The organism is Zunongwangia sp. L-65 (assembly GCF_056859415.1).
In genome coordinates, this window is record NZ_JBSXOK010000076.1 from 72,572 (window position 1) to 97,161 (window position 24,590).

Consider the following 24,590-nt stretch of genomic DNA (forward strand, 5'->3'; position numbering starts at 1 on the left):
AAAATATGTTAGCTTTTTAGAACTTAGAAGACTTAAAAGCTAAAATTGTTTATTTTAAAGAAAAAGAAAAAATGATTACCATTTATCACAATACCCGATGTAAAAAATCCAGAGAGGGATTACAACTTGTAGAAAATTCGGGCAAAGAATTTCAGATAAGGGAATATCTAAAAGAGCCCTTATCTGAGAAAGAACTAAAAGCTTTACTAACAAAACTAAATATGACGGCTATTCAGTTAGTTAGAAAAAATGAGAAGATATGGAAAGAGAATTTTAAAGACAAAGATCTTAGTGAAAACGAATTGGTACGAATTATGGTAGAAAACCCTAAGTTAATAGAACGACCAATTGTAGAAAATGAAACCAAAGCTGTTGTAGGAAGACCTCCTGAAGAAATAAATAACCTAGTTTAACAAGAGCGCTTCCTTCCTAAAAACTAAAAACATGAAACTTACGCTTAACCAAAGAATATCATTAATAAGCCTGGCAGGGATGCTTGTCGCAGGATTTGTGGTCTCACAAATTTACATGAATAAAAAAAGCCGGGAAGAAATAAAAGAAATTGCACAGGAACTCGCTTTATTATGGAAAGAGCGATTATTATTAGATGAAGAGCAAACCAGTAGAATGGAAGATCTTATCATCGAATATACCCTGAAGAAAAACGAAATTATTAATAGTAGTATGAATCCTATCGCTCAGGTAAGAAAGCTTAAAGGTATTCAAAAAGCCGAGCACCGCAATTTGGGAAAAGTGCTTTCCAAAGGTCAATTCGAAAAATATCTTAACATAAATAAAGAAATTCGAAAAAAATCTTAAGAATTGAAGTTCAGCCAATAAAGCTCCCTTTTAACAGCAATTACGGGCTTCTTTAACGCAAGTTTAACCAATAGGATTTAAACCTTTTCGATAAAGGGCGGTCATAAAAGAAAAAGTTTTAATGACCGCCAAATTTAATTTTAGACACAGTTTAGTGCTTTTGTTTTTTTTAAGCCTAAACATTTCTCTTTTCGCACAGGGTGCAGATTATACCGTAACGGGTAAAGTCATAGATAATGATTTAAAAGTTCCGTTAGAATACGCTACGGTAAGTATTACAAATGTCAATGATCCCAGCAAAGTAACCGGAGGTGTTACCGATATTGACGGTAACTTTGCTATTGAAGTTGCAAAAGGAACATATAACATCAAAGTAGAATTCATTTCGTACGAAAGCAAAGTCTTTAAAAATAGAACAGTAAATGCAGATCTTAACCTGGGCACTATTGCTCTGGGAATAAGTTCCGCCAGCCTTGATGAGGTCGTTGTAAGAGCTGAAACTACTCAGGTTGATGTAAGACTGGATAAAAAAATATACAATATCGGTAAAGATCTTACCACTGCCGGAGGTACTGTTAGTGACGCTTTAAATAACGTACCATCGGTTTCTGTAGATGTGGAAGGCGGAATTAGCTTAAGGGGTAACGAAAATGTAAGAATCCTGATTAACGGGAAACCTTCTGCTATGGCGGGATTTGGTTCTACAGATGTTTTAAGTCAACTTCCTGCAGATGCTATAGAGCGTGTAGAGGTGATCACCTCTCCTTCGGCAAGATATGATGCTGAGGGTACGGCCGGTATCCTTAATATTATTCTTAGAAAAGATAAAACTTTAGGTTTTAATGGGTCCCTTACCTTAACCGGCGGAGATCCTGCAAATGCAGGAGCTTCAGCAAATATTAATTATCGTACCGAAAAATATAATCTTTTTAATACCACCGGCTATCGTTATAGAAAAAGCCCTGGTTACGGATATAATGACACTGAATATTTCCAGACAAGACAGGACGCATTACTGGATAGTGTTCCTTATAACAGAAATATCGAAGATCGCGACATGGATCGTGAAAATAAAGGCTTTAATACCAATATAGGACTGGAATATTACATTAACGATCAATCTTCTATTACCGGTTCTATTTTTTATAGAAATGGCGACGATGAAGACCTTACTACCAATAGGAATGAATACTTACTTGACGGTACACCACAATTAGGAACTACAAGAACTGAACTAGAAACCGAGGAAGATGAAAGTTATCAGTTTGCGGTTAATTACATTAATAAATTTGGTGATAATGGTCACCAGTTAACGGCCGATTTTCAATTTGATACAGACAAAGAAGAGCAAGCAGCTTTTATTAATGAAATTACGGATTATAATAATACCGATAAAAACAATATAAATATTCCCCGTGAAGAAACCAATACGTTAGAAAAGCAAAAAGAATATTTGGTGCAGGCCGATTATGTATTACCTATTGGCGAGGAATCTCAGTTTGAAGCAGGATACCGCGGAAACTTTGAAAACACGATTACAGATTACGAATTACGACAGGAAAATGAAAATGGAGAGCTGGCCATTAACCAAAATCAAACCAACATTTTTGATTATACTGAAAATGTACAGGCACTTTATACACAGTATGGCTCTAAATTTGGAGATTTCAGCTTCCTGTTAGGTCTACGATTAGAAAACACTAATCTTAAAGGACGTATCGATTCAGAATTAACAGAAGCGGAATTACGCGAAGAATTCGGTTTCCAAATTAATACCGATTTTGATAATAATTACCTTGGGTTATTTCCTACTGTAAATATTATTTACGAATTGGGTAAAGAAGAAAATATTACTTTAGGATATAACCGTAGGATTAATCGTCCTCGTGGATGGTTTATTAATCCATTTCCTTCAAGAAGCAGTAGAACAAATATCTTTCAGGGGAATCCAAACTTACAACCGGCATTTTCAAATGCTTTTGATCTTGGGTACTTAAAAAGATGGGAGAAACTAACCTTTACCTCTTCTGTATACTTTCAAAGAGAAACCGATGCTTTTCAACGCGTTCAGGATCAAATTACCATTTCAGGACCAAATGGATCTCAGGTTCAGGTAAACCGAACATTACCTATTAACCTGGGTACTAACGATCGTTTAGGAGGAGAGCTTGGTTTGTTGTATAATCCTACAGACTGGCTAAGACTTAACGGTAGTTTTAACTTCTTCCAGTTTAATATTGAAGGAGAGTTTGAAGGTAGGGATTATAGTCAGAAAAATAATAGCTGGTTTGGTAGATTTAGCTCTAAAGTTAGTTTGCCGCTAGGTATAGATTGGCAAACAAATGCTTTTTACATGGGGCCAACAGATGAAATTCAGGGAGAAAGAAAAGGAATGCTTTCTATAGATTTAGCACTTAGTAAAGATATCTTTAATGAAAACGCAACCCTTTCTTTAAACGCCAGTGACTTACTTAATTCCAGAAAAAGGCAGGGAACTACAATTACAGATAACTTTAGACAGTATAGCGAATTCCAGTGGAGACAACGCCAAATTAATCTTTCTTTGATTTACAGATTTAATCAGCAAAAGAATCAGCAAAGAAAACAAAATAGAAATGAAGAAGATATGGAAGGAGAGTTTTAATTAACCCTTCCTTTCCTGGAAAATAAAGCATAAAAAAAGGGACTATTTCAAGTCCCTTTTTTTATGCTTTTTGTTCTTTGGCAGCTTTCCTTTTAGCTTTCTTCTCTTTTAAAAGATCCATAATAGAACCTCCTAACCAATAAGGAACGATCACCGCTGTAAGGAAAATCATTAGCCAGAATCCCATAGTAAGGATTGTTAGAAATGCCAAAAAACCCAGAAATTGATCGAATTCGAACATCATAATTTACAGTATTTGGAAAACAAAGATAAAAACATTACAAAGCTTATCACAATTTAATTTCGAATTTTTAAACAATCCTATTAACAATCCAGGATATCAAGGTTTTTGGTTCAATTTTAAAGCTTTTTTATACCTAAAAAGTGGCTGAAACCTTAAATTTGTGAAACAATCAATATTATCATTATGGAATTTAGAATAGAAAAAGATACCATGGGGGAAGTTAAAGTTCCTTCAGACAAACTTTGGGGCGCACAAACCGAGCGTTCCCGTAATAATTTTAAAATAGGACCGGCAGGAAGTATGCCATTAGAAATTGTCTATGGTTTTGCTTATCTAAAAAAAGCAGCTGCCTATACCAACTGCGAGTTAGGTGTTCTTGCTGAAGAAAAAAGGGATTTAATAGCTAAAGTATGTGACGAAATTTTAGAAGGTAAGCACGACGATCAATTCCCATTAGTGATTTGGCAAACCGGTAGTGGTACTCAGTCAAATATGAATGTTAATGAGGTTATTGCAAACCGGGCACACCAGATTGCAGGCAAAACCATTGGTGAAGGAGATAAAACTCTTCAACCCAACGACGATGTTAACAAATCGCAATCCTCTAATGATACTTTCCCAACCGGAATGCACATCGCTGCTTATAAAAAAGTAATCGAAGTTACCCTGCCAGGCGTTAAACAGCTTCGGGATACCTTAAAGAAAAAATCGGAAGATTTTAGAGAAGTAGTAAAAATTGGACGTACGCATTTTATGGATGCTACTCCATTAACCTTAGGACAGGAATTTAGTGGCTATGCGGCCCAATTAGATTATGGCATTAAAGCGTTGGAAAACACACTTCCGCATCTTGGCGAATTGGCCTTGGGAGGAACTGCGGTTGGAACCGGACTTAACACTCCTGAAGGTTATGCTGAAAAAGTTGCTGAAAAAATTGCGGAGTTTACAGGCTTACCATTTACAACAGCAGCCAACAAATTTGAAGCACTTGCTGCTCACGATGCTTTAGTAGAAACACATGGAGCATTAAAACAATTAGCGGTTTCATTAAACAAAATTGGTAATGATATTAGAATGATCGCCAGTGGTCCTCGTTGTGGAATTGGAGAAATTAATATTCCGGCCAACGAACCTGGTTCTTCCATTATGCCAGGGAAAGTAAATCCTACGCAATGTGAAGCTTTAACAATGGTTTGCGCACAGGTAATTGGTAACGATTTGGCTGTTAGTGCGGGCGGCATGCAGGGACAGTTTGAGCTTAACGTTTTTAAGCCGGTAATGGCGGCAAACCTCTTACAGAGTGCCGAATTAATTGGTGATGCCTGTGTTTCTTTCGACGAACATTGTGCCCAGGGAATCGAACCAAACCATGAAAGAATCCAGGAGCATTTAAATAATTCTTTAATGCTGGTAACTGCTTTAAATACAAAGATTGGATATTATAAAGCTGCTGAAATTGCGAATACTGCTCACAAAAACGGAACTACACTTAAAGAAGAAGCCGTAAGCCTTGGATACCTTACTGAAGAGGAATTCGACGAATGGGTACAACCAAAAGATATGGTAGGAAGTTTAAAATAAACTGAAGCTTCAGAGTAATTTCATACAAAATCAAAAGGCTGTCTTATTTAGACAGCCTTTTTTTATATTCAATTCTAAAAAAAACTTAATGAATTTCATAAAACATTAAATTCGCTTTTCTTTTTTCTTCTCAATCTCTTTTTTGGCTTTTTTCTTATAATGAATACTATATCGCCAATAAGAAACTCCTCCTAAAATAGTCACAACTATTATAGAATAATATACAAATGTAGGTGTAATCACTTTATCTCCACTCGCATAAGAATGCAGCCCTGTGAGATAAAAATTCACTCCAAAATAGGTCATCATAATCGATGCATACGCTACAACAGCCATAAAATTGAATGTCCATCTCCCTCTTAAACCAGGCACTAAACGCATATGGATTACAAAAGCATACACCATAATACTAATTAAAGCCCAGGTCTCTTTAGGATCCCATCCCCAGTAACGTCCCCAGCTTTCGTTAGCCCACTGGCCACCTAAAAAGTTTCCAATAGTTAACATTACCAAACCTACCGTAAGCGCCATTTCGGTTACTATAGTAATTTCACGAATACTTAATTCTATTTTCTTCTTATTCTTTTCGGTGGTCATAATCATTAAAAGTAGCGATACCACTCCCAGAATCATTCCCAAAGTAAATGGCCCATAACTTCCCACAATAACAGATACGTGGATCATTAACCAGTAAGAATTAAGCACTGGTACTAAATTTGCAATAGCAGGATCCATCCAGTTCCAGTGTGCCACCATAAGGATCATAGAGGCTACAAATGCTGTCGAAGCTATGGTTAAGTTACTTTTTCTACCAAATGCCAATCCAAAGAACATGGTCGCCCAACCTACATAAATCATCGACTCATAAGCATTACTCCAGGGTGCGTGTCCAGATATATACCACCTAAAACCTAATCCCGCAGTGTGCAGCACAAATAATACGATAATTATTGCTGTACACACATTAATAATCATCCTAATTGCTTTTTTGTCTTTAAGAATTTGGACAATAACAAGCACTAACATTACTAAACCTGCCAGCATATACATCCAAAACAGGTTTCTAAAAATGTCATATCTATTATATAGAATTTCAGCCTCTACTTTTTTGTCTTTGGGCATTACTTCTGCACCAAACTTATGCTGATAATCCTTTATACTTTGCAAATACTTATTAGCCTGCTCGTAATCGCCAGTTTGTCTCGCCAGCTTTAAGGCATTCATATACAAAGGAAGAATTTGCTTAGTATATACAGAGTCCATTCCTTTTAAACCAGCATCTTGAGCTTCTTTGTGAGAAACCCATTTATTATTTTCGTCTTCAGGTATAGGAAAAACTCTAAGAATATTACCGTCTAAAGCCTGCCATAAAAGATTTACACGCTTATCTGCCTCAATAAAATCTTTTTGAAACTGATTAGGAACTGGAGCTCTATAGGCATTCTCTAAAAAAGGCGAAAGTTTATAATTACCTTCATCATCCATAAAGTCCAGTAGACTTAAATACTCTTTATCTTCAGGCACACCAGCAATGTGACGAATACTATCGTTGTATTTTTTCACATAAATTAGTGGAATATCATACCAGTAAAAAGGACTCTCTGACATCGATAAGAAAACCTGATCTGAATTAAGCCCTTTGTAATCATCTTTTTTACTCAGTTTTCTCAATAATTCTGAAGAAAAAGTATTGGCAGGTTTCATTCGTCCACCGGCATCCTGTATAATTAATCGTCCAAACTTGGCCGCATGTTCTTTACTTACGGCATTAGCCATAATCACTGAATCCAGCTGCTGCTCGGTGGTTTGGATATGTGCATGATCATCTGCCGTTTCCTGGGCAAAACTGCCAAAAGCAGTCGCAAAAATCGCTAATATTACTGTTAAAGATTTTTGTTTTGCTTTTACTTTATCGAGCATCACTTTTACTTTTCCAAAACGGGAGCCTTTAGCAAACATGATCCACATTAAACCGGTGTACAATAAAAAGTAACCAATGTAAGTAATCCAGGTTCCCCAAAAATCGTGGTTTACAGACAGTATTGTTCCGCTTTCATCCGGCATAAAACTGGACTGGAAAAAACGATAACCATGTAAATCTAAAACATGGTTCATATAGATTTCGTAAGGTCTTGGCTCCTTGCCATCTTCAATAATTTGGATCTTACTTTTAAATGAAGAATAGCTATTTTTTGTACCAGGATATTTGTCGGCAATAAAATCATCCAGTTTTAAAGAAAAAGGAAGCTCCATTTCTTTAGAACCATAGTTAAGGTAAATATCAAGTCCTCCTACTGTAATTTTTTGAGGTTCACTTGCAATACCTTTGGCTCCCATTAAGGTCACATTTTCGGTTTCCCCATTACTGCTTATTTTAAGACCCACTGCGTCTGGTTGACTTTTTTCCTTCTGCGCAGTAGCAACAACATCGTAACTTCCTTTCACGACGGGATCTGGGATTACAAATTGCATATTGCCCATGGTATACAGCGACCTGAGCATTAATGGCTGAATAGAATCGGCCACCAAACTTCCTTTCTTTTGATCGGCCATTCGCATATAATCTGCTTCAAAAGGCGACTCGATCAAATATTCTCCATCCTGGGTAAGCTGTATGTTTATAGCTCCTTCAGTAGGTTTATTTAAGGAAAACAATACATTATGGATGTTACTAACTTCTCCTTCTTTAAGGTAATGGTCGTGTCGTGAACCTCCACCCGCTTCAACTATTTTTAGGTAATTATCGCCCTTAGGATTTTCAATCAGTTTCTCCTCAGCGCCGTAAATAAAGTTAGTCAGTTCAAATTTTACCGGCTGGCCGTTATAATCGGTATCCAGTACATATTTATTATCATACCCCGGACCAAAAAGAACCGGCTCCTGGAGCACTCGTCGTCGCGGCTCACCGTTAATTTCTCCATCAATAAAAAAGGTAAAGAATGTTTTTTCTGAAAGAAATTTATTTGTGGTTTCACCTTCGCGGATAGGCATGATACCTTCATAACTAATATAACGCGTCACAAAAGCTCCAATTAGAATTAAAATGAAAGAAAGGTGAATTAATAGTGAAGACCATTTTTCTCGTTTATGGAGATTGTAACGTTTAATGTTTCCGAAGAAATTGATAAGAAAAAATACCATTATGGCTTCAAACCACCAGGTATTATAAATCATTAAACGTGCAGTTTCTATACTATACCAGTTTTCGATGAATGTTCCTAGCGCCATCGCAATGGCAAAAACAACGAATAATACTGCCATTATACGCGTGGAAAATATGACAGAAGCAATTTTATTTTGCATGAAAAGATAATCTTTGAAATGGCTGCAAATTTAAGGATTTTGTATTAGTTAATAAGTCTTAAATCCAAGCAATATCTGGTTTCAAATGTTAATTTTGCCTCAGTTATTTTTTTAATAATTTAGCGCAATGATAAAAGTGGTACTTCTTGGCGCCGGAAACCTTGCTTATCACCTTTTTAGGGTTTTTAAAGCCAGTAAAGATGTTGAGATCATTCAGATTTTTAACCATCGTAAAGAAAAATTAGCAGGTTTTAATAATGAAGTTGCTACCACTACCCTACTTTCTGAAATTAAAGAAGCTGATTTCTACCTAATCTCAGTAAAAGATGATGCCATTATTGATGTTTCTTCGCAATTACAAGCGAATAACAGTATTGTTTTACATACTTCAGGGGCAGTAAGCATGGATATTTTAGCCAGACATTCTAACATTGGTGTTTTTTACCCTTTACAGAGTTTTTCCAAAGAAAAAGAAGTCGATTTTGAGCAAATCCCTATTTGTATTGAGGCAAATTCTGAAGAAAATTTAAAAAAGATTAGGGAATTGGCTTTACAAATTTCAGCTTCGGTTTACGAAATTTCATCTGAACAACGCAGAATATCCCATGTAGCTGCGGTCTTTGCAAATAACTTCAGTAATTTTATGCTCTCAAAAGCTTCTGAAATTTGTGAGAAGCACCAAATTCCGTTTGACATTTTAAAACCTTTAATCGAGGAAACCTTTGAGAAAATCAAAAAGGTTGCTCCTAAAGAAGCACAAACAGGGCCTGCCCGCCGTAATGATAAAAAAACGATGGCAGCACATTTAGCATATTTAGATCAAGACCAACAAAAATTATATAAAACAATATCTGAAGCAATACTAAAAAGCTATGGAAAAGAGTTATAAAGAATATCTAAACAACATCTCAACTTTTATTTTTGATGTTGATGGCGTTTTAACCAACGGATCTGTACAGGTCACCGCAGATGGTGATTTATTAAGAAGTATGAGTGTTAAAGATGGTTATGCATTAAAACAGGCTGTTAAGGCAGGATATACCGTTTGTATAATATCTGGTGGTAAAAACGAGGGGGTTCGTACCCGGTTAAGAGATTTGGGAATTACAGACATCTATTTAGGGATAGATGATAAGGTAGAACAATTAGATGAGTTTTTTGATATTTATGATATCAAGGCAGAAAATGTGCTTTATATGGGTGATGATATTCCAGATATGTATCCCATGCAATTAATTGGTTTACCTACCTGCCCGCAAGATGCTGTGCCTGAAGTTAAAGGAGTTTCTAAGTACATTTCTCACAAAAATGGTGGAGAAGGCTGTGTTCGTGATGTTATAGAGCAGGTAATGAAAGTACAGGCTAAATGGATAGAAAAGTAATAAGACCTAAAAAACTAAAAACTATATGCCATACTTAAAATTAGTTAGATATGGCAATCTGCTATTTATAGCTTTGTGTTTGCTATTAATTCGGTTTGGCTTTTTTAGGCAATTCGATGCTAGCACCGCGCTTAACAACATCCAGTTTTTTTTGTTGATTATCGCTGTGGTTTGTATCGCAGCATCAGGCTATGTCATAAATAACATTTTAGATTACGAAGCCGATAGGATTAATGCCCCTAATCGACTCGTAATTAGGGAAAAAATAAGTGAAAAATCGGCCTATAACTTGTTCTTTGCTCTTAATATTATTGGTGTAGGAATAGGATTCTATATCGCCAACAAGATCGATGCTCCGGCATTTTCAGCCATTTTTATCCTTACCTCTGCCCTACTTTACCTTTATGCCACCTATTTAAAACATATTGCTATTGCAGGAAATCTCGTCATAAGTATGCTGGTTGGATTGGTTGTGTTATTGCCAGTGATTTTTGACCTCTATCCAGAACTTACTTCTGAAAATATTGAAAATCAACGCATGCTTTTTAATACCTTGGTATATTATTCACTATATGCGATTTTATTGAATTTTGTACGGGAAGTCATTAAAGACCAGGAAGATATTAATGGAGATTACAAAACACAAAGTAATACGCTACCTTTGTTAATTGGACAAAAAAGGACAAATGTGTTTGTTTTTATTTTTTGTCTTATTTTACTAGTTTTTAGCATCATTTTTTTAGGAGAAGACCTTTATCATAGCACTAAAGCCGTTGTTTACGCCCTTGTCTTTATTATTGCTCCCCTACTTGCCTTAGTTGCCGGAATTTTAAAAGCAAATTCTAAAAAGGATTATTCAAAATTTAGCTTTATTTTAAAATGTATGCTATTCTTTGGCTTGCTATCTTTAGGATTTCCAGAATATCTAATATCCTGAGTTTTTTATGCTGAATGAAATTTTAAAAAACAAACAGATCATTTTAGCTTCGGGTTCGCCTCGAAGACAGGAATTTTTTAAAGATTTACATATTCCTTTTGTTATAGATGTTAGGCCGGTTACCGAAGTGTACCCTAAACATTTAAAAGGTACAGAAATTACGGATTATTTGGCTAAACTTAAAGCGGATGCTTTTAAGGATCTTACCAATGATCAGATCTTGATTACCAGCGATACTATTGTTAGCAATGACGGGATTGCGATGGGAAAACCGAAAAACACTTCCGAAGCTAAACAAATGATAGCCTCGCTTTCTGGAAAGACCCATAGTGTGGAAACATCAGTTTGTTTTACTACTGCTAAAGATCAAAAAGTTGTTCATTCTTCAACAAAAGTGACTTTTAAAAAACTTTCCGAAGAAGAAATCGATTTTTATGTAACCCATTATAAACCTTTCGATAAAGCGGGTGGTTACGCTATTCAGGAATGGATCGGTTTTATTGGTATCACCCATATCGAAGGTAGTTATTTTAATGTAGTAGGTCTTCCTACACATTTGGTATATAATACGTTGACAGAGCTGATTACATAAATTGCTTAACATATTATGGCTATTGAGATCCTACCAAAGCCTACCTCGATTTGTTTTTAGAATACTCGTTGAGTTTACTAAAAGTAGTTGACTATTAAAAGAAAAAAAGATGTACCAAATATCGAAAATCGCATTGCTATTTTGCCTCTTATGCATAAGCTGCGATAAAATACCCGATCCGCCAAAAGACAGAAAATTATCCGCAGAATTTAAAGAATATTGGTTTGATGGTACTGCTGAAATTACCTCGTATACATTAACCCAGGCCAGATATGGCGAAATGCGTGAAGGTACGGCGATAAAGATCTTTGTAAAAGAAGATTTTCTTCCAGAAGAACAGGTAAAAGCGAATGAAGTTTCAGAAAGAACATTTCCGATATTAAAGCTGAACAGCACCAAAAAATTTATGACCGGTATCTATCCTTATTCTATCATGGAGAGTTGTTTTTTTCCGCTACATAAAGAAGGTCATGCTACTAAAATTTCAGCTTCGATACAGGAATGGTGCGGACAACAATTTCTTCAGTTAAATAACCGTATGAATTTTGAGATAAACTCACATTCGTATTTTGAAGGTGAAGCTGATAAACAATTTAATCTTCCAAAAACCCATTTAGAAAACGAAATCTGGAATTTAATACGTATTAATCCAAGTGAATTACCTGAAGGTGAGTTAGAAATGATCCCCTCTTTCGAATCTTTACAATTACAACATAAGGAGATTAAAGCCTATAAAGTTTCGGCTAAAAAATCCATAGCGGACTCCCTTTCATTGTATACATTAAATTATCCCAGCCTTAAACGGAAGCTAAAGATTTATTACCAGAGTGAATTTCCTTTTGAAATCGAAAAATGGGAGGAAATAATGCCTTCTGGCAATAATGAAAATTCAAAAATGCTCACGACAAAGGCGTTAAAAAACAAACGCTTAAAAATAGACTACTGGAATAAAAATGCTGGGAATAATGTATCTTTGCGCGAAAAATTAGGATTATAATATGAACATTCCTGAGTTGACCTATTCTACCGAGCTTTTTTATACAGTACTGATGATGGTGATCCTTTTAGTCATCAATTTTGTGCTTAAAAAAACAGCTCAGCGTATTGGTGAAAAAGGGGAAATTCATATCACAAGAATCCGATTAATGTTCAGATACATTAATATTTTAATTGTCATTCTTGCGCTTTTTTTAATGGCCGTGGTTTGGGGGATGAACCTTCGCGATCTTGCTTTAATATTCTCTTCTGTTTTCGCGGTTATTGGTGTGGCCTTGTTTGCAATTTGGTCTATACTTAGCAATATCACTTCAGGAATTATTATGTTTTTTAATTTTCCCTATAAAATTGGTGATAAAATAAAAATCCATGACAAAGACATGCCTATCGAAGCTTTAATAGAAGACATTAAAGCTTTTCATCTTCACTTAAGAACAGACGAAGGCGAGCTTATAACCTATCCCAATAACCTTATCCTGCAAAAAGCGGTTTCTTTAATACAGAAAGATGTTTTCTTAGATGAAGGAAAAAATGCGCTTTAATTTTTAAACAAGATTTTTTGCATTAATTAAATATAAATACTAACATTAAGGCAGTAAACTACCTGAGGTACGTCCATGAGGCCTCTGCTAGAAAATTATTTTTTATATCGGGGCAAGCCTTTTAGCATTTAATCTCGATTATCGAGTAAAAACTTTATATTTGATTTTGTTTAAAACCAAGCATAAAAATGCGTAAATTCCTACCCTTTTTATTTTTAATACTATCTTTTGAATTAGATGCTCAGGCTCCCCAAAAGCTAAGTGCGTCAGCGATTTATGAAAAAATTGAAAAACTGAATTTTTTAGGTTCAGTTTTATATCTTGCAGCTCATCCGGATGATGAAAATACCCGATTAATTTCGTATTTCTCAAATGAAAAACATGCTAGAACGGCTTACCTTTCTTTAACCCGTGGCGATGGAGGGCAAAATCTGATTGGTCCCCAAATCCGGGAACAATTGGGTTTAATTAGAACTCAGGAGTTATTAGCAGCACGCAAAATTGATGGTGGACGGCAATTTTTTAGTCGTGCCAATGATTTTGGTTATTCTAAAAATCCAGAAGAAACCTTAAAAACCTGGAATAAAAACGAGGTTTTAAGTGATGTAGTTTGGGTAATTAGAAATTTTAAACCCGACGTAATCATTAACCGTTTTGATCACCGTACGCCAGGAACAACCCACGGTCACCATACCGCTTCGGCTATTTTAAGTGTAGAAGCTTTTGAGATCACCAAAGACCAGTCTATATTCCCACAACAGTTGGAATATACCACAACATGGCAGCCAGAACGCTTATTTTTTAATACCTCCTCTTGGTTTTTTGGCAGTCAGGAAGCGTTTAGAGAAGCCACAAAAGATGAGAAATACCTAACTTTTGATACGGGGGTCTATTTTCCTTTAAAAGGACTTTCTAATCCAGAAATCGCTTCGCTAAGCCGCAGCCAGCATCAGTCGCAAGGTTTTGGAAGTACAGGTTCCCGTGGTAGCGAAATGGAATATTTAGAGCTTATTAAAGGTTCACAACCAACTTCCAGGGAAGATGTTTTCTCGGGAATAAATACCAGTTGGACACGTGTTGAAGGTGGCGCTCAAATTGGTGAAATTTTGGGTGATGTTCAGAAAAATTTTGATTTCACCAATCCTTCAGCCAGTTTACCTAAGCTTTTAAAGGCCTACTCCTTAATTCAGAATTTAAAAGACGAACACTGGAGAGCCATAAAAACTGAAGAAATAAAAGGAATTATACAGGCGTGTGCGGGACTTTATCTGGAAGCAGTATCAAATTCAGAATTTGCTTCGCCTGGCGATAATATCAGGCTTCATCTTGAAGCTATTAACCGTAGTACAGCCAACGTAACATTAAAATCTATTGTCCTTAATCCACAAAATAGAGTTGAAGAAACCGCTACTTTACTACCCAATAACGAAGACTGGAAAAAATCTTTTGACTATAAAATTCCTCTAAACGCGGCTTATACTTCTCCTTACTGGTTAAATAAAGAAGGAACGGTAGGTATGTATCGTGTAGATGATCCCAAGCTTATTGGAAAACCAGAAACTCCACATACCAGCACGGTAACTTTTAATATCGATATAAACGGCACTTCCATTTCCTTTAAAAAAGAAATTGTTTACAAATACAACGACAATGTAAGCGGCGAAAATTACGAGAATTTTGAGATTATCCCACCAGTATCAATCGGTTTTGCAGATGATGTTATTCTTTTCCCTAACCAGGAAAGTAAAAATATCAGGATAAAGGTTACGGCAGAAAAAGACAATACGCGAGGAATATTAAAATTAGATGCCCCCTCGGAATGGCAGATCTCACCAAAATCTGAAGCGGTTAACCTTCCGCAGAAAGGAAGCAGTATCACCTATACGTTTAAAGTTACTCCCCCCTCATCACAAAATGAAATTTGGATTCAGCCTGAATTTGAAACTTCAGAAGAAAACTATAAGGACGAGGTGATTACCATAAATTACCCGCACATCCCAAAACAAACGCTTGTTGTTCCTGCAAAACTAAAACTGGCTAAAATCGATATTCAGAAAAGAGGAGAAAATATCGCATATATCGCCGGTGCCGGTGATGTAGTGCCTGAAAGTTTACGCCAAATTGGTTATCATGTAAGCGTGCTATCTCCTGCCACAATAAACGCAGATGCTCTAGCTAAATACGATGCGGTGGTTACCGGAGTTAGAGCATATAATGTTTTAGAAGAACTTCGTTACAAGAATAAGGAATTAATGAAGTATGTTGAAAACGGTGGCACACTGGTGTCTCAATACAATAAAGATCGTGGCATTACGGTAGACCAAATTGGCCCTTTTCCGTTTAAATTATCATACGATCGTGTAACTGAAGAAGATGCTGAAATTAATTTTATAAATGCCGATTCCCCCGTTTTAAATACACCTAACAAAATCACCAAAAAAGATTTTGATGGTTGGGTACAGGAACGCGGACTATATTTCCCAAACACCTGGGATGAAAATTACGATACGGTATTATCCATGCATGATAAAAATGAAGAAGCCATGCAAGGCAGCCTCTTAATTGCCAAATACGGTAAAGGTTATTATGTTTATACCGGGTTAAGCTTCTTTAGACAATTTCCTGCCGGAGTTGCGGGATCGTACCGCCTTTTTGCTAACTTGCTTTCTCTAGGAAAATAATGGAAGAAAAGCCTGAAAAATATCAATGGAAAATGCGATACACAGCTGTGCTGGTCGCCAACGCCATCTATATTATTGCCTTTTATATTATAATGAAATCCTTCGCGTAACATGCAATTAATTGACTGGATAATTTTAATAGTTACCATAAGTTCGATTGTTTGGTATGGCGTTTACAAATCTCGTGGTAGTAAGAACGTTCAGGACTTTATAAAGGGTGGTAACGATGCCCAATGGTGGACGATTGGTCTATCAGTGATGGCTACTCAGGCCAGTGCGATCACTTTTTTATCTACCCCGGGACAGGCATTTAACGATGGGATGGGCTTTGTGCAGTTTTATTTTGGACTGCCTATCGCTATTGTCATTATCTGTATCGTTTTTATTCCTATTTATCACCGATTAAAAGTTTATACCGCTTACGAATATTTAGAAACCAGATTCGACCAGAAAACAAGAGTGCTAACCGCTTTATTGTTTTTGATCCAGCGTGGGTTGGCCGCCGGACTAACTATATTTGCACCTGCTATCATCCTTTCTGCTGTTTTGGGATGGGATCTTACCACGCTTACATTACTAATCGGGATATTGGTAATTATTTATACCGTTTCTGGTGGTACTAAAGCGGTGAGTGTAACTCATAAACAGCAAATGGCGGTAATTCTAACCGGAATGATCGCAACATTTTTTATCATTTTATATTACCTCCCGGAAAATATCACATTTACCAAAGCACTGGAAATTGCCGGAAGCGAAGGAAAAATGGATGTGTTGGATTTTTCTTTCGACTTTAATAACCGATATACGTTTTGGAGTGGTATTATAGGAGGAACCTTCCTATCGCTTTCATACTTTGGAACCGACCAAAGCCAGGTACAGCGTTATCTCTCTGGTAGAAGCGTAAGGGAAAGTCAGTTAGGTATGGTATTTAACGGATTTCTAAAAGTACCTTTACAATTTTTTATATTATTAGTGGGCGTCATGGTTTTTGTATTCTATCAGTTTAACAGCACACCACTTAATTTTAATCCAGCAGCAACCGAAGCGGTTTTAAACTCAGATTATGCCGGGCAGTACGAGGATTTAATGGTGACCCATCGCGAGCTTCAGAAACAAAAACAAAAACTTACTTTAGATTACGCCCAGAAAATCGATCAGATTTCTGAAACCGAAAATCAGCAATTTAAGACCCAGCTTTCCGCTTTAAACACTCAGGAATTCGAAAATCGGGAAAAAGCAAAGATGTTTATAGATGCGGCAAAAACCAACGCAGAGAGTAATGATAAAGACTACGTATTTATTCATTTTATCCTAAATAATTTACCACGGGGAGCTATTGGCCTTTTACTCGCAGTTATTTTGTGTGCCGCGATGTCTTCTACCGCTTCAGAACTAAATGCGCTGGCATCCACGACCACGATTGATATTTATCGAAGAAATCTGAAAGAAGAGAAAAGTGAAGAACATTATTTAAATGCTTCAAAATGGTTTACCTTTATGTGGGGTGTTTTAGCCATCATTTTTGCCAGTGTAGCCGATCTTTTTGATAACCTTATTCAGCTTGTAAATATTATAGGTTCGATATTTTATGGTAATGTACTGGGCATATTTTTACTGGCATTTTTTATAAGATTCGTTAAAAGTAATGCCGTTTTTATTGCAGCCATAATCACCCAATTAATTGTAATCTTGGTTTATTTTTTAGATATTTTACCGTACTTATGGTTAAACGTTCTTGGCTGCCTTTTAGTGATGAGTATTGCATTATTTATCCAAACAACAACCCAACCTAAAAATGCATCATAATGAGTAAAATAATAAACTGGGGAATCTTAGGACCAGGCAAAATTGCTAAAAAATTTGCGTTAGGTTTATCCTATGTTCCCAATGCCAATTTGTATGCGGCTGCAAGCCGGTCTTTAGAAAAAGCTAAAGATTTTTCTGTAGAAATGGGAGCCGATAAAGCCTATGGCAGTTATACTGAAATGTTAAATGATCATAAGGTAGATGCTGTTTACATTGCCACTCCTCACGTATTTCACTATGAGCATACCTTACTTTGCCTAAAACATAAAAAGCCTGTTTTATGTGAAAAGCCTTTTGCCATGAATAAAGATCAGGTAAAGGAAATGATCGATTTTGCACAAAAACAGGATACATTTTTAATGGAAGCCATGTGGACGCATTTTCTGCCGCATTTTAAATATACTAAGGAAGTTATAAAATCTGGCAAATACGGAAAAGTTTTAGCGATGGAAGCCGATTTTGGTTTTGATGCTCCTTTTAATGCCAACAGCAGGATCTACAATAAAGCTTTAGGTGGCGGGAGTTTACTGGATATTGGTATCTATCCAATTTTTGCAGCCTTGAGCTTTCTGGGTAAACCAGAAAAAATAGAAGCAACCGCTAAAATGACCAAAACCGAGGTAGATGCCAGGTGTCACGCTACATTTTTTTATCCTGAAAACGTAAAAGCAGAGCTTTACAGTTTTGTAGATGAACATACTGATGTTGCTGCCACCATAAAATTAGAAAAGGCCGAAATTTATATAAAACCACGATTTCATCAACCAAGCTCGGTGGTGATCACTACTGAAAATGATAGCTTCACTAAAGAATTTGGAGTAAAAGCTAATGGATATAATTTTGAAGCCGAACATGTAGGCCAAATGCTATTGGAAGGTAAAAAAGAAAGTACTGAAATGAGTTTTGACAAAAGTTTAGAACTTATAGAAATGCTGGATAAGGTTCGGGAAAAAATTGGTTTGGAGTATTGATAAGATTAACGTTATAAAAAAGAAAAAGCTGTTCAATAGAACAGCTTTTTTAATATTAGAAATCTTTTTAAAGACCAATTATTTTGCTCCCCATTCTTTTAAAGAATCTTCATTCATTTTCACATAATCCTGGTTACCCGCTTTTTTAGCAGCAGCCAAAGACTTTTTAGCAGCTTCAATTGCCTCGTCTTTTTTACCTAAATCAGCAGCGATCAAGGATTTTTTTCTTAGCATCCAGTAAGCATTTGGATTAGCTTCAGTTGCCTTATTGATCCAATCCCATGCTTTATTTAAATCTTTTCCGGCATCATGGTAATAGGCCGCTGCCGCATAATAGTCTCCAGCTCCGGGACCATTCATTACGCTATCGATACTTGCCATTGTTTTCTTATCTGTTGGAACTGAAAAAGATAAAAAAGCTACCGTATTTTCCCATAAGAAATTTAGAGTAGCGCCATCATTTGTAAGTTCATCGATAAGAATAGTGAAGCTTTGCATTTCCATAGGCAATTTAACCACCTCTGCTTTTGCTTTTAAAGCAACCATACTGTCATCCCAATTTTGAGGATTTCCCCAGTTATTGGTAGATTTATAAAAAATCACCTCCCAACTATCTTTATTTGGGATCGTATAGATCGCGTATTTGCCCGCTTTTAAAGTTTGTCCCTGTATTTCTACATCATCAGAAAAACTAATCACTGTATTCTCATTGGCCCCGGTTCTCCAAATTTCTCCGTAAGGCACAAGGTCTCCAAAAATCGTTCTGCCTCGCATAGCAGGTCTGGAATAATCTAATGTTACTGTCGTTAAACCTACCATCTGCTCTACTTTAGCAGAAGGGCTTGGTTGTGGAGCTTGTATTTGTGCAGATACTGACGCCCCTAAAAAAAGAATAAATAGTTGTAGTAGTTTTTTCATGATTGCATACGATTTGTTTTGTTAAATATATAAATATTCCTTTTTAATTAAATTCAAAAAATAATATTTAATGATTGCCTTAATATTAATATTTACTATAAAATATAACGATTTAAACTTTGTTTAACTAATATTATTTTTCATTAAACATTTCTAATTGTAATTTTATTAAAATATTAAATTGCTAAGAAATGTACCAGATTCATACCTTCCAAAAACTTCCTATTTCTAAAAAACAGGCATGGGATTTTTTATCTGATCCTAAAAACCTAAAAATCATTACTCCAGATTATATGGGTTTTGATATCACATCTGGTGGAGATCGTCCCATGTTCGAAGGTCAGATTATTCAGTATATCGTAACACCAATTGCCGGTATAAAAACAAAATGGGTAACTGAAATTACTCATGTTAAAGATGGAGAATATTTCGTAGATGAACAACGCTTTGGTCCTTACTCCTTATGGCACCATAAGCATTTTATTAAAGAGATTGAAGGCGGAGTAGAAATGGAAGATATTGTAGATTATAAGCTACCCATGGGAAAATTGGGTAATCTGGTACACCCATTCATGGTAAAACCGAAATTAAATGAAATCTTTGAATATCGCAAAAAAAAGCTTGTAGAGCTCTTTGGTGAGTATAAAGCATCTGAAGAAAATACTGAAGCTACGCTAAAACAAGATATACTAAACTAAATATGAAAAAGAATATTTTACTCATTGGTGGTTCTACCGGTATAGGATTAGAAATCGCTAAAAAACTATACAAGAACCATAATATTTATATCGCTTCAAGAAACAAAGTTGATCATGATAATCTAGAGGTGACTCATTTAGAATTTGACGTATTAAAGAATGATATTTCTTCTCTTGATCTACCTGAACAATTAGACGGACTGGTTTACTGCCCGGGAAGCATCAATCTGAAACCTTTTAAAATGCTAAAACCAAAAGATTTTGAACAGGAAATGCAACTTAATTTCTTTGGTTTGATTAAGGTAGTAAATGGATTAATGCCCAAATTAAAAGAATCTAATCAGGCAAGTCTAGTGTTTTTTAGTAGTGTTGCCGTTAAAGTAGGGATGCCATTTCACACAAGTGTAGCTGCTGCCAAAGGTGCTATTGAAGGTTTTGCCAAATCTTTGGCCGCAGAATATGCTCCTAGCTTAAGAGTTAACGTGGTATCCCCATCGCTAACCGATACTCCGCTTGCAGAAAAACTTTTAAATAATGATAAGAAAAAAGAAAAAATGGATCAACGGCACCCATTAAAAAGAGTAGGAACTACCGCTGATATTGCAAATATGACCGCATTTTTATTAAGTGAAGAAAGTAGTTGGATTACAGGACAAATTCTTGGTGTAGATGGAGGGCTTTCAACACTAAATATTTCATAAATGAATAGAGACAAAGTAAATATCTTTTGGTTTCGAAGGGATTTAAGATTAGATGATAATGTAGGTTTTTTAGCTTCATTAAAAGGAGAGCATCCTGTAATGCCTATCTTTATTTTTGATCCTGAAATTTTAGATAATTTACCAGAGGATGATGCTCGGGTAACTTTTATTTTTGAAACCCTTCAGGATATGAGAAATGAACTTCAGGAAAATCATCATTCTTCTATCGGCATGTATCATGGTAAACCTGAAGAAGTTTTTAAAGAACTCTTAGAGAATTACAAACTTGGTAAAGTATTTACCAATCGAGATTATGAGCCTTACGCTAAAGATCGTGATGAAAAAATTCAGAAATTGTTAGACGAAAATAATGTTGAATTTGAGACTTTTAAAGACCAGGTTATCTTTGAAAAAGATGAAGTCGTAAAAGGTGATGGTGATCCTTATGTGGTTTATACACCATACATGAAAACCTGGATGGAGCATTTTAAAAATAGTGATCTAAAGATTCATTATACCAGTCAATTTCTAGATAATCTCGTCCAAAATACCAGGTTACCAAACTTAAGTTTAAGCGATATTGGTTTTAAAAAATCATCTTTAAAAGTACCTGATTTTGATACCACACCAAGTCTTATTCAGCGCTACGAGGATACCAGAAATATACCTTCCAAAGAAGGCACCAGTCGTTTAGGACCACATCTTAGGTTTGGGACGGTAAGTGTTAGGAAAATGGTAAAGAAGGCGAATAACGAAAAAAATAAAACCTTTTTACAGGAACTGGTTTGGCGCGAATTTTTTATGCAGGTTTTATATCATAATCCTTCTACAGTAACTGATGCTTTTAAAAAGAAATACGATAATATACAATGGCGTAATAATAAAGAGGAGTTTGAAAAATGGAAAAACGGTAAAACAGGCTTCCCTCTTGTTGATGCCGGTATGCGCCAGTTAAATAAATCTGGTTTTATGCATAATAGGGTTAGAATGTTAGTAGGAAGTTTTTTATGCAAACACCTCCTAATCGATTGGCGCTGGGGAGAAGCTTATTTTGCTGAAAAATTACTGGATTACGAAATGTCTTCGAATGTAGGAAACTGGCAGTGGGTTGCTGGAAGTGGCGTAGATGCCGTTCCTTATTTTAGGATATTTAATCCAACTACTCAAATAGATAAATTCGATAAAGACAAAAAATATATAAAAGAATGGGTTGAAGAATTTGGCAGCGATGATTATCCTGATAAAATGGTAGATCACAAAGAAGCAAGAGAACGTGCACTTTCAACCTATAAAGAAGCAGTAAGCAATGGTTAATTGTTAGTTAGTAGATTCTGTATTGCTAGATGAAAACGGCCGGTATTTTAAAATACCGGCCGTTTTAGTTGAGTATTGAATTCTATATTTTTTGATTTCAATTTACATTTCAGAAGATTGTAGGTATTTCTTTGCACGTTCCAAATCCTCAGGAGTATCGATCCCAATAGTTTGCATCTCGGTTTCTACCATTTTGATATTTTTACCGTATTCCAAATATCGAATACACTCAATTTTTTCAGCACTTTCCAGTTGAAGCATCGGCAAATTATAAAAATCCAAAAGGGCCTGTTTTCTAAAAGCATAAATCCCAATATGCTTATAATAAATCACCTTAATGTCTGTATTTCTTGGATAAGGCAACGGGAATCTGGAAAAATATAAGGCATAATCATTATTATCTGTAATTACCTTTACATTATTAGGATTAGTAATTTCTTCGCTATCCTGTATAGCCACTTTTAACGAAGCCAGATCGATACTTGAAGCATCATCATCCTGAAAAACATTTAGTAGCCGCTCTAAACTTGGTTTATCTATAAATGGCTCGTCTCCCTGTACATTAACCACAATATCTACATCCATATCATGAACGGCCTCGGCAAGACGATCACTTCCGCAATCATGTTCTTCTTTACTTCGTATCACTTTTCCGCCAAATTCAGTTGCGGCCTGAAAAATTTTATCACTATCGGTCACAATATAAACCTGGTCGAAAAGTCCGGTATTATTAGCGGCTTCATAGGTTCGCTGAATTACCGGTTTTCCATTCAAATCCTGCATCAATTTCCCAGGAAAACGGGAAGCTTCGTATCTGGCCGGAATCATCGCGACAATCTTAAGTTTTTCTTTCATCAAAAATATTGATTAGTTTTTTTCTAAAATAAGCTTTTATACCCTGCCAGGCTGTTTAAATTTAGTTAATCCTGTATAACAAAAAAATCATCCTTAAATCCTATAAGATATAATTTATCTGTAGCCCTTGTTACCGCTGTATACAACCATCGAAGATATTCTTTACCAACACCATTTGGTAAATAAGGTTGTTCTATAAAAACCGTATTCCACTGTCCACCCTGACTTTTATGACAGGTGATAGCATAAGAGAATTTTACCTGTAATGCATTAAAATATTTGTTGTTTTTAACTTTCAAAAATTTCTTATACTTGGCTGTTTCGTCTTCATAATCCTTCATCACTTCCTGATAAAGAAGATTAGACTCTTCAAAAGTAAGCGAAGGTGAATTGCTTGTTAAGGTATCTAACATCACTACCGTCTCAAAAGGACTCATTTTTGGATAATCCACCATTTGGACAGAAACTTCTGCAAAACGGAATCCGTAAAGTTCTTTTATTGCAAAAATCTCTAAAACTTTTACGATATCCCCATTCGCAATAAAACCGGCCTCTGAAGAGGGTTTCACCCAGAAATAATTATTTTTCACCACCATGAGATAATCCCCTGCTGAAATTTCTTCTTCCTGAAATAAAATCCGTGATCTTATTTGCTGATTGTATTGATTAGCTCTTTTATTAGACCTAACGATAATACTGGTTTCCTCGTTGCCTAAAGAATGATAAGCGTCCTGAATAGCTTCCATAATTTCATACCCATCTACCAGTCGTACTACATCTGCTTTAGGTCCCAGTTCAAATTTAAAACTCTCATAAAATTCCTCTCTTATAGCTTCCCTAATTAAAGTTGCGTTGTGCAGAATATCGCTTTCTTCACTCTGCCGCACTACTTCATCCAACTCTATATGTCCAACCTCCTTAAAAAATCCGGTTCGTAATTTATCCTGATCCAGTGCCGGACTCATATCCATTTTTACCGGTGGAAGCTGTGCGGTGTCTCCTATAAAAATCAACTGACATTTATGCCCGCTGTAAACAAATTCCATTAGATCATCTAGCAAAGAGCCGTTATCAAAATTTTTAGAATCTCCCGGGTGATCTACGATCATCGAGGCCTCATCTACTATAAAAATTGTATTTTTATGCTTATTGGGCTGTAAAACAAATTGAATTCCGCTTCCCCCCGACTTCTTCGGAAAATAAATTTTCTTATGAATGGTAAAAGCTTCTCTTTTAGAATAATTAGCAATTACTTTGGCAGCACGCCCTGTTGGGGCCATTAATACACCTGATTTCTTAATTTTCCATAAGTTTTTAACAAATGAGCTGATAATTGTTGTTTTTCCTGTACCGGCAAAACCTTTAAGCAAAAAAAGATCATCGTTTGTACCTTCTACAGCAAATTTCGCAAGTTGCTGCAAGGCAATATCCTGTTTTTCACGGGGTTCAAAACCCAAATCCTGAATCAAAATTTTATAGAATGCTGAAACATTCGGTTTTTCCATAGCTGAATCTTCAAAAAACCAAAGATAATGATGGATTTTTAGGCAAGAAACTTTTACGAATAAAAAAAAATTGTAGATTTGTCATATAACTCTAATAACTT

At 35.7% G+C, this 24,590-nt stretch carries 21 protein-coding genes; 16 read left to right on the forward strand and 5 right to left on the reverse strand.

The genetic code is table 11. From position 1 onward, the window contains the following. Positions 1-71 precede the first annotated feature (71 nt). The 3 genes from arsC (at position 72) to AC13DP_RS17640 (ending at position 3,463) form a co-directional block, all read left to right on the forward strand. Entirely contained in the window at positions 72-413 is a 342-nt protein-coding gene (gene arsC / locus AC13DP_RS17630) for an arsenate reductase (glutaredoxin) (protein ID WP_483068214.1), read from the forward strand. Between the two features lie 31 nt (positions 414-444). Then, on the forward strand, positions 445-819 hold the full coding sequence (locus AC13DP_RS17635; protein WP_228249836.1) for a hypothetical protein: 375 nt from the start codon (positions 445-447) through the stop codon (positions 817-819). 121 nt (positions 820-940) lie between these two features. Continuing rightward, positions 941-3,463: a TonB-dependent receptor gene (locus AC13DP_RS17640; RefSeq protein ID WP_347405579.1), complete on the forward strand. Its 2,523-nt coding sequence runs from the start codon at positions 941-943 to the stop codon at positions 3,461-3,463. Between the two features lie 61 nt (positions 3,464-3,524). On the opposite strand, the gene AC13DP_RS17645 is transcribed toward AC13DP_RS17640, so the two are convergent. Continuing rightward, on the reverse strand, positions 3,525-3,704 hold the full coding sequence (locus tag AC13DP_RS17645) for a hypothetical protein (RefSeq protein ID WP_041579968.1): 180 nt from the start codon (positions 3,702-3,704) through the stop codon (positions 3,525-3,527). A gap of 186 nt (positions 3,705-3,890) precedes the next feature. On the opposite strand from AC13DP_RS17645, the gene fumC reads away from it, so the two are divergent. After that, a complete protein-coding gene (fumC, locus tag AC13DP_RS17650; protein ID WP_013071753.1) occupies positions 3,891-5,288 on the forward strand; it encodes a class II fumarate hydratase in 1,398 nt (465 codons plus the stop codon). A gap of 105 nt (positions 5,289-5,393) precedes the next feature. Here the strand turns inward: fumC and AC13DP_RS17655 are convergent, their stop codons facing one another. Beyond that, positions 5,394-8,591 carry a cytochrome c biogenesis protein CcsA gene (locus tag AC13DP_RS17655; protein WP_347405580.1) on the reverse strand — a complete coding sequence of 1,066 codons (3,198 nt, stop codon included), beginning with the start codon at positions 8,589-8,591 and terminating at the stop codon, positions 5,394-5,396. Positions 8,592-8,718: 127 nt separating this feature from the next. Here AC13DP_RS17655 and AC13DP_RS17660 point away from each other — a divergent pair, with 127 nt between their 5' ends. From AC13DP_RS17660 to AC13DP_RS17700, 9 genes are all read left to right on the forward strand, one after another. Then, positions 8,719-9,480, forward strand: a complete 762-nt coding sequence (locus AC13DP_RS17660; protein WP_483068215.1) for a Rossmann-like and DUF2520 domain-containing protein — start codon at positions 8,719-8,721, stop codon at positions 9,478-9,480. Then, positions 9,464-9,973 carry a KdsC family phosphatase gene (locus AC13DP_RS17665; RefSeq protein ID WP_013071750.1) on the forward strand — a complete coding sequence of 170 codons (510 nt, stop codon included), beginning with the start codon at positions 9,464-9,466 and terminating at the stop codon, positions 9,971-9,973. Before AC13DP_RS17660 ends, AC13DP_RS17665 begins: the two co-directional genes overlap by 17 nt. 25 nt (positions 9,974-9,998) lie before the next feature. Continuing rightward, positions 9,999-10,910, forward strand: a complete 912-nt coding sequence (locus AC13DP_RS17670) for a geranylgeranylglycerol-phosphate geranylgeranyltransferase (protein ID WP_272957850.1) — start codon at positions 9,999-10,001, stop codon at positions 10,908-10,910. Between the two features lie 7 nt (positions 10,911-10,917). Further along, positions 10,918-11,502 carry a Maf-like protein gene (locus AC13DP_RS17675; protein ID WP_228249843.1) on the forward strand — a complete coding sequence of 195 codons (585 nt, stop codon included), beginning with the start codon at positions 10,918-10,920 and terminating at the stop codon, positions 11,500-11,502. 109 nt (positions 11,503-11,611) lie between these two features. Next, complete coding sequence (locus AC13DP_RS17680) at positions 11,612-12,499, forward strand: septum formation inhibitor Maf (RefSeq protein WP_483068216.1); 888 nt, start codon at positions 11,612-11,614, stop codon at positions 12,497-12,499. Between the two features lies 1 nt (position 12,500). Then, positions 12,501-13,040, forward strand: coding sequence for a mechanosensitive ion channel domain-containing protein (locus AC13DP_RS17685; RefSeq protein ID WP_013071746.1), 540 nt, complete (start codon positions 12,501-12,503; stop codon positions 13,038-13,040). 188 nt (positions 13,041-13,228) lie between these two features. Beyond that, positions 13,229-15,721 carry a PIG-L family deacetylase gene (locus tag AC13DP_RS17690; protein WP_483068217.1) on the forward strand — a complete coding sequence of 831 codons (2,493 nt, stop codon included), beginning with the start codon at positions 13,229-13,231 and terminating at the stop codon, positions 15,719-15,721. Positions 15,722-15,832: 111 nt separating this feature from the next. Continuing rightward, positions 15,833-17,527: a sodium:solute symporter family protein gene (locus AC13DP_RS17695; RefSeq protein ID WP_483068218.1), complete on the forward strand. Its 1,695-nt coding sequence runs from the start codon at positions 15,833-15,835 to the stop codon at positions 17,525-17,527. Next, the gene (locus AC13DP_RS17700) at positions 17,527-18,498 is read left to right on the forward strand and encodes a Gfo/Idh/MocA family protein (RefSeq protein WP_483068219.1); all 972 of its coding nucleotides are present in this window, start codon (positions 17,527-17,529) and stop codon (positions 18,496-18,498) included. Before AC13DP_RS17695 ends, AC13DP_RS17700 begins: the two co-directional genes overlap by 1 nt. Before the next feature lie 78 nt (positions 18,499-18,576). Here AC13DP_RS17700 and AC13DP_RS17705 read toward each other — a convergent pair whose 3' ends face one another. Beyond that, positions 18,577-19,416, reverse strand: coding sequence for a DUF2911 domain-containing protein (locus AC13DP_RS17705; protein ID WP_483068220.1), 840 nt, complete (start codon positions 19,414-19,416; stop codon positions 18,577-18,579). A gap of 191 nt (positions 19,417-19,607) precedes the next feature. On the opposite strand from AC13DP_RS17705, the gene AC13DP_RS17710 reads away from it, so the two are divergent. Genes AC13DP_RS17710 through AC13DP_RS17720 form a run of 3 tightly spaced genes read left to right on the forward strand, consistent with a single transcriptional unit; the run spans position 19,608 to position 22,129 of the window. Next, the gene (locus AC13DP_RS17710) at positions 19,608-20,114 is read left to right on the forward strand and encodes an SRPBCC family protein (RefSeq protein WP_272958191.1); all 507 of its coding nucleotides are present in this window, start codon (positions 19,608-19,610) and stop codon (positions 20,112-20,114) included. Positions 20,115-20,116: 2 nt separating this feature from the next. Next, a complete protein-coding gene (locus AC13DP_RS17715) occupies positions 20,117-20,815 on the forward strand; it encodes an SDR family NAD(P)-dependent oxidoreductase (protein ID WP_013071739.1) in 699 nt (232 codons plus the stop codon). After that, positions 20,816-22,129 carry a cryptochrome/photolyase family protein gene (locus AC13DP_RS17720; RefSeq protein ID WP_483068221.1) on the forward strand — a complete coding sequence of 438 codons (1,314 nt, stop codon included), beginning with the start codon at positions 20,816-20,818 and terminating at the stop codon, positions 22,127-22,129. It begins immediately after the preceding gene. A 102-nt stretch (positions 22,130-22,231) separates the two neighbouring features. Here AC13DP_RS17720 and kdsB read toward each other — a convergent pair whose 3' ends face one another. Together kdsB and AC13DP_RS17730 are read right to left on the reverse strand one after the other, a co-directional pair. Beyond that, the gene (gene kdsB / locus AC13DP_RS17725) at positions 22,232-22,984 is read right to left on the reverse strand and encodes a 3-deoxy-manno-octulosonate cytidylyltransferase (protein WP_013071737.1); all 753 of its coding nucleotides are present in this window, start codon (positions 22,982-22,984) and stop codon (positions 22,232-22,234) included. Between the two features lie 65 nt (positions 22,985-23,049). Continuing rightward, the gene (locus AC13DP_RS17730) at positions 23,050-24,489 is read right to left on the reverse strand and encodes an ATP-dependent DNA helicase (RefSeq protein WP_483068222.1); all 1,440 of its coding nucleotides are present in this window, start codon (positions 24,487-24,489) and stop codon (positions 23,050-23,052) included. Between the last annotated feature and the right edge of the window lie 101 nt (positions 24,490-24,590).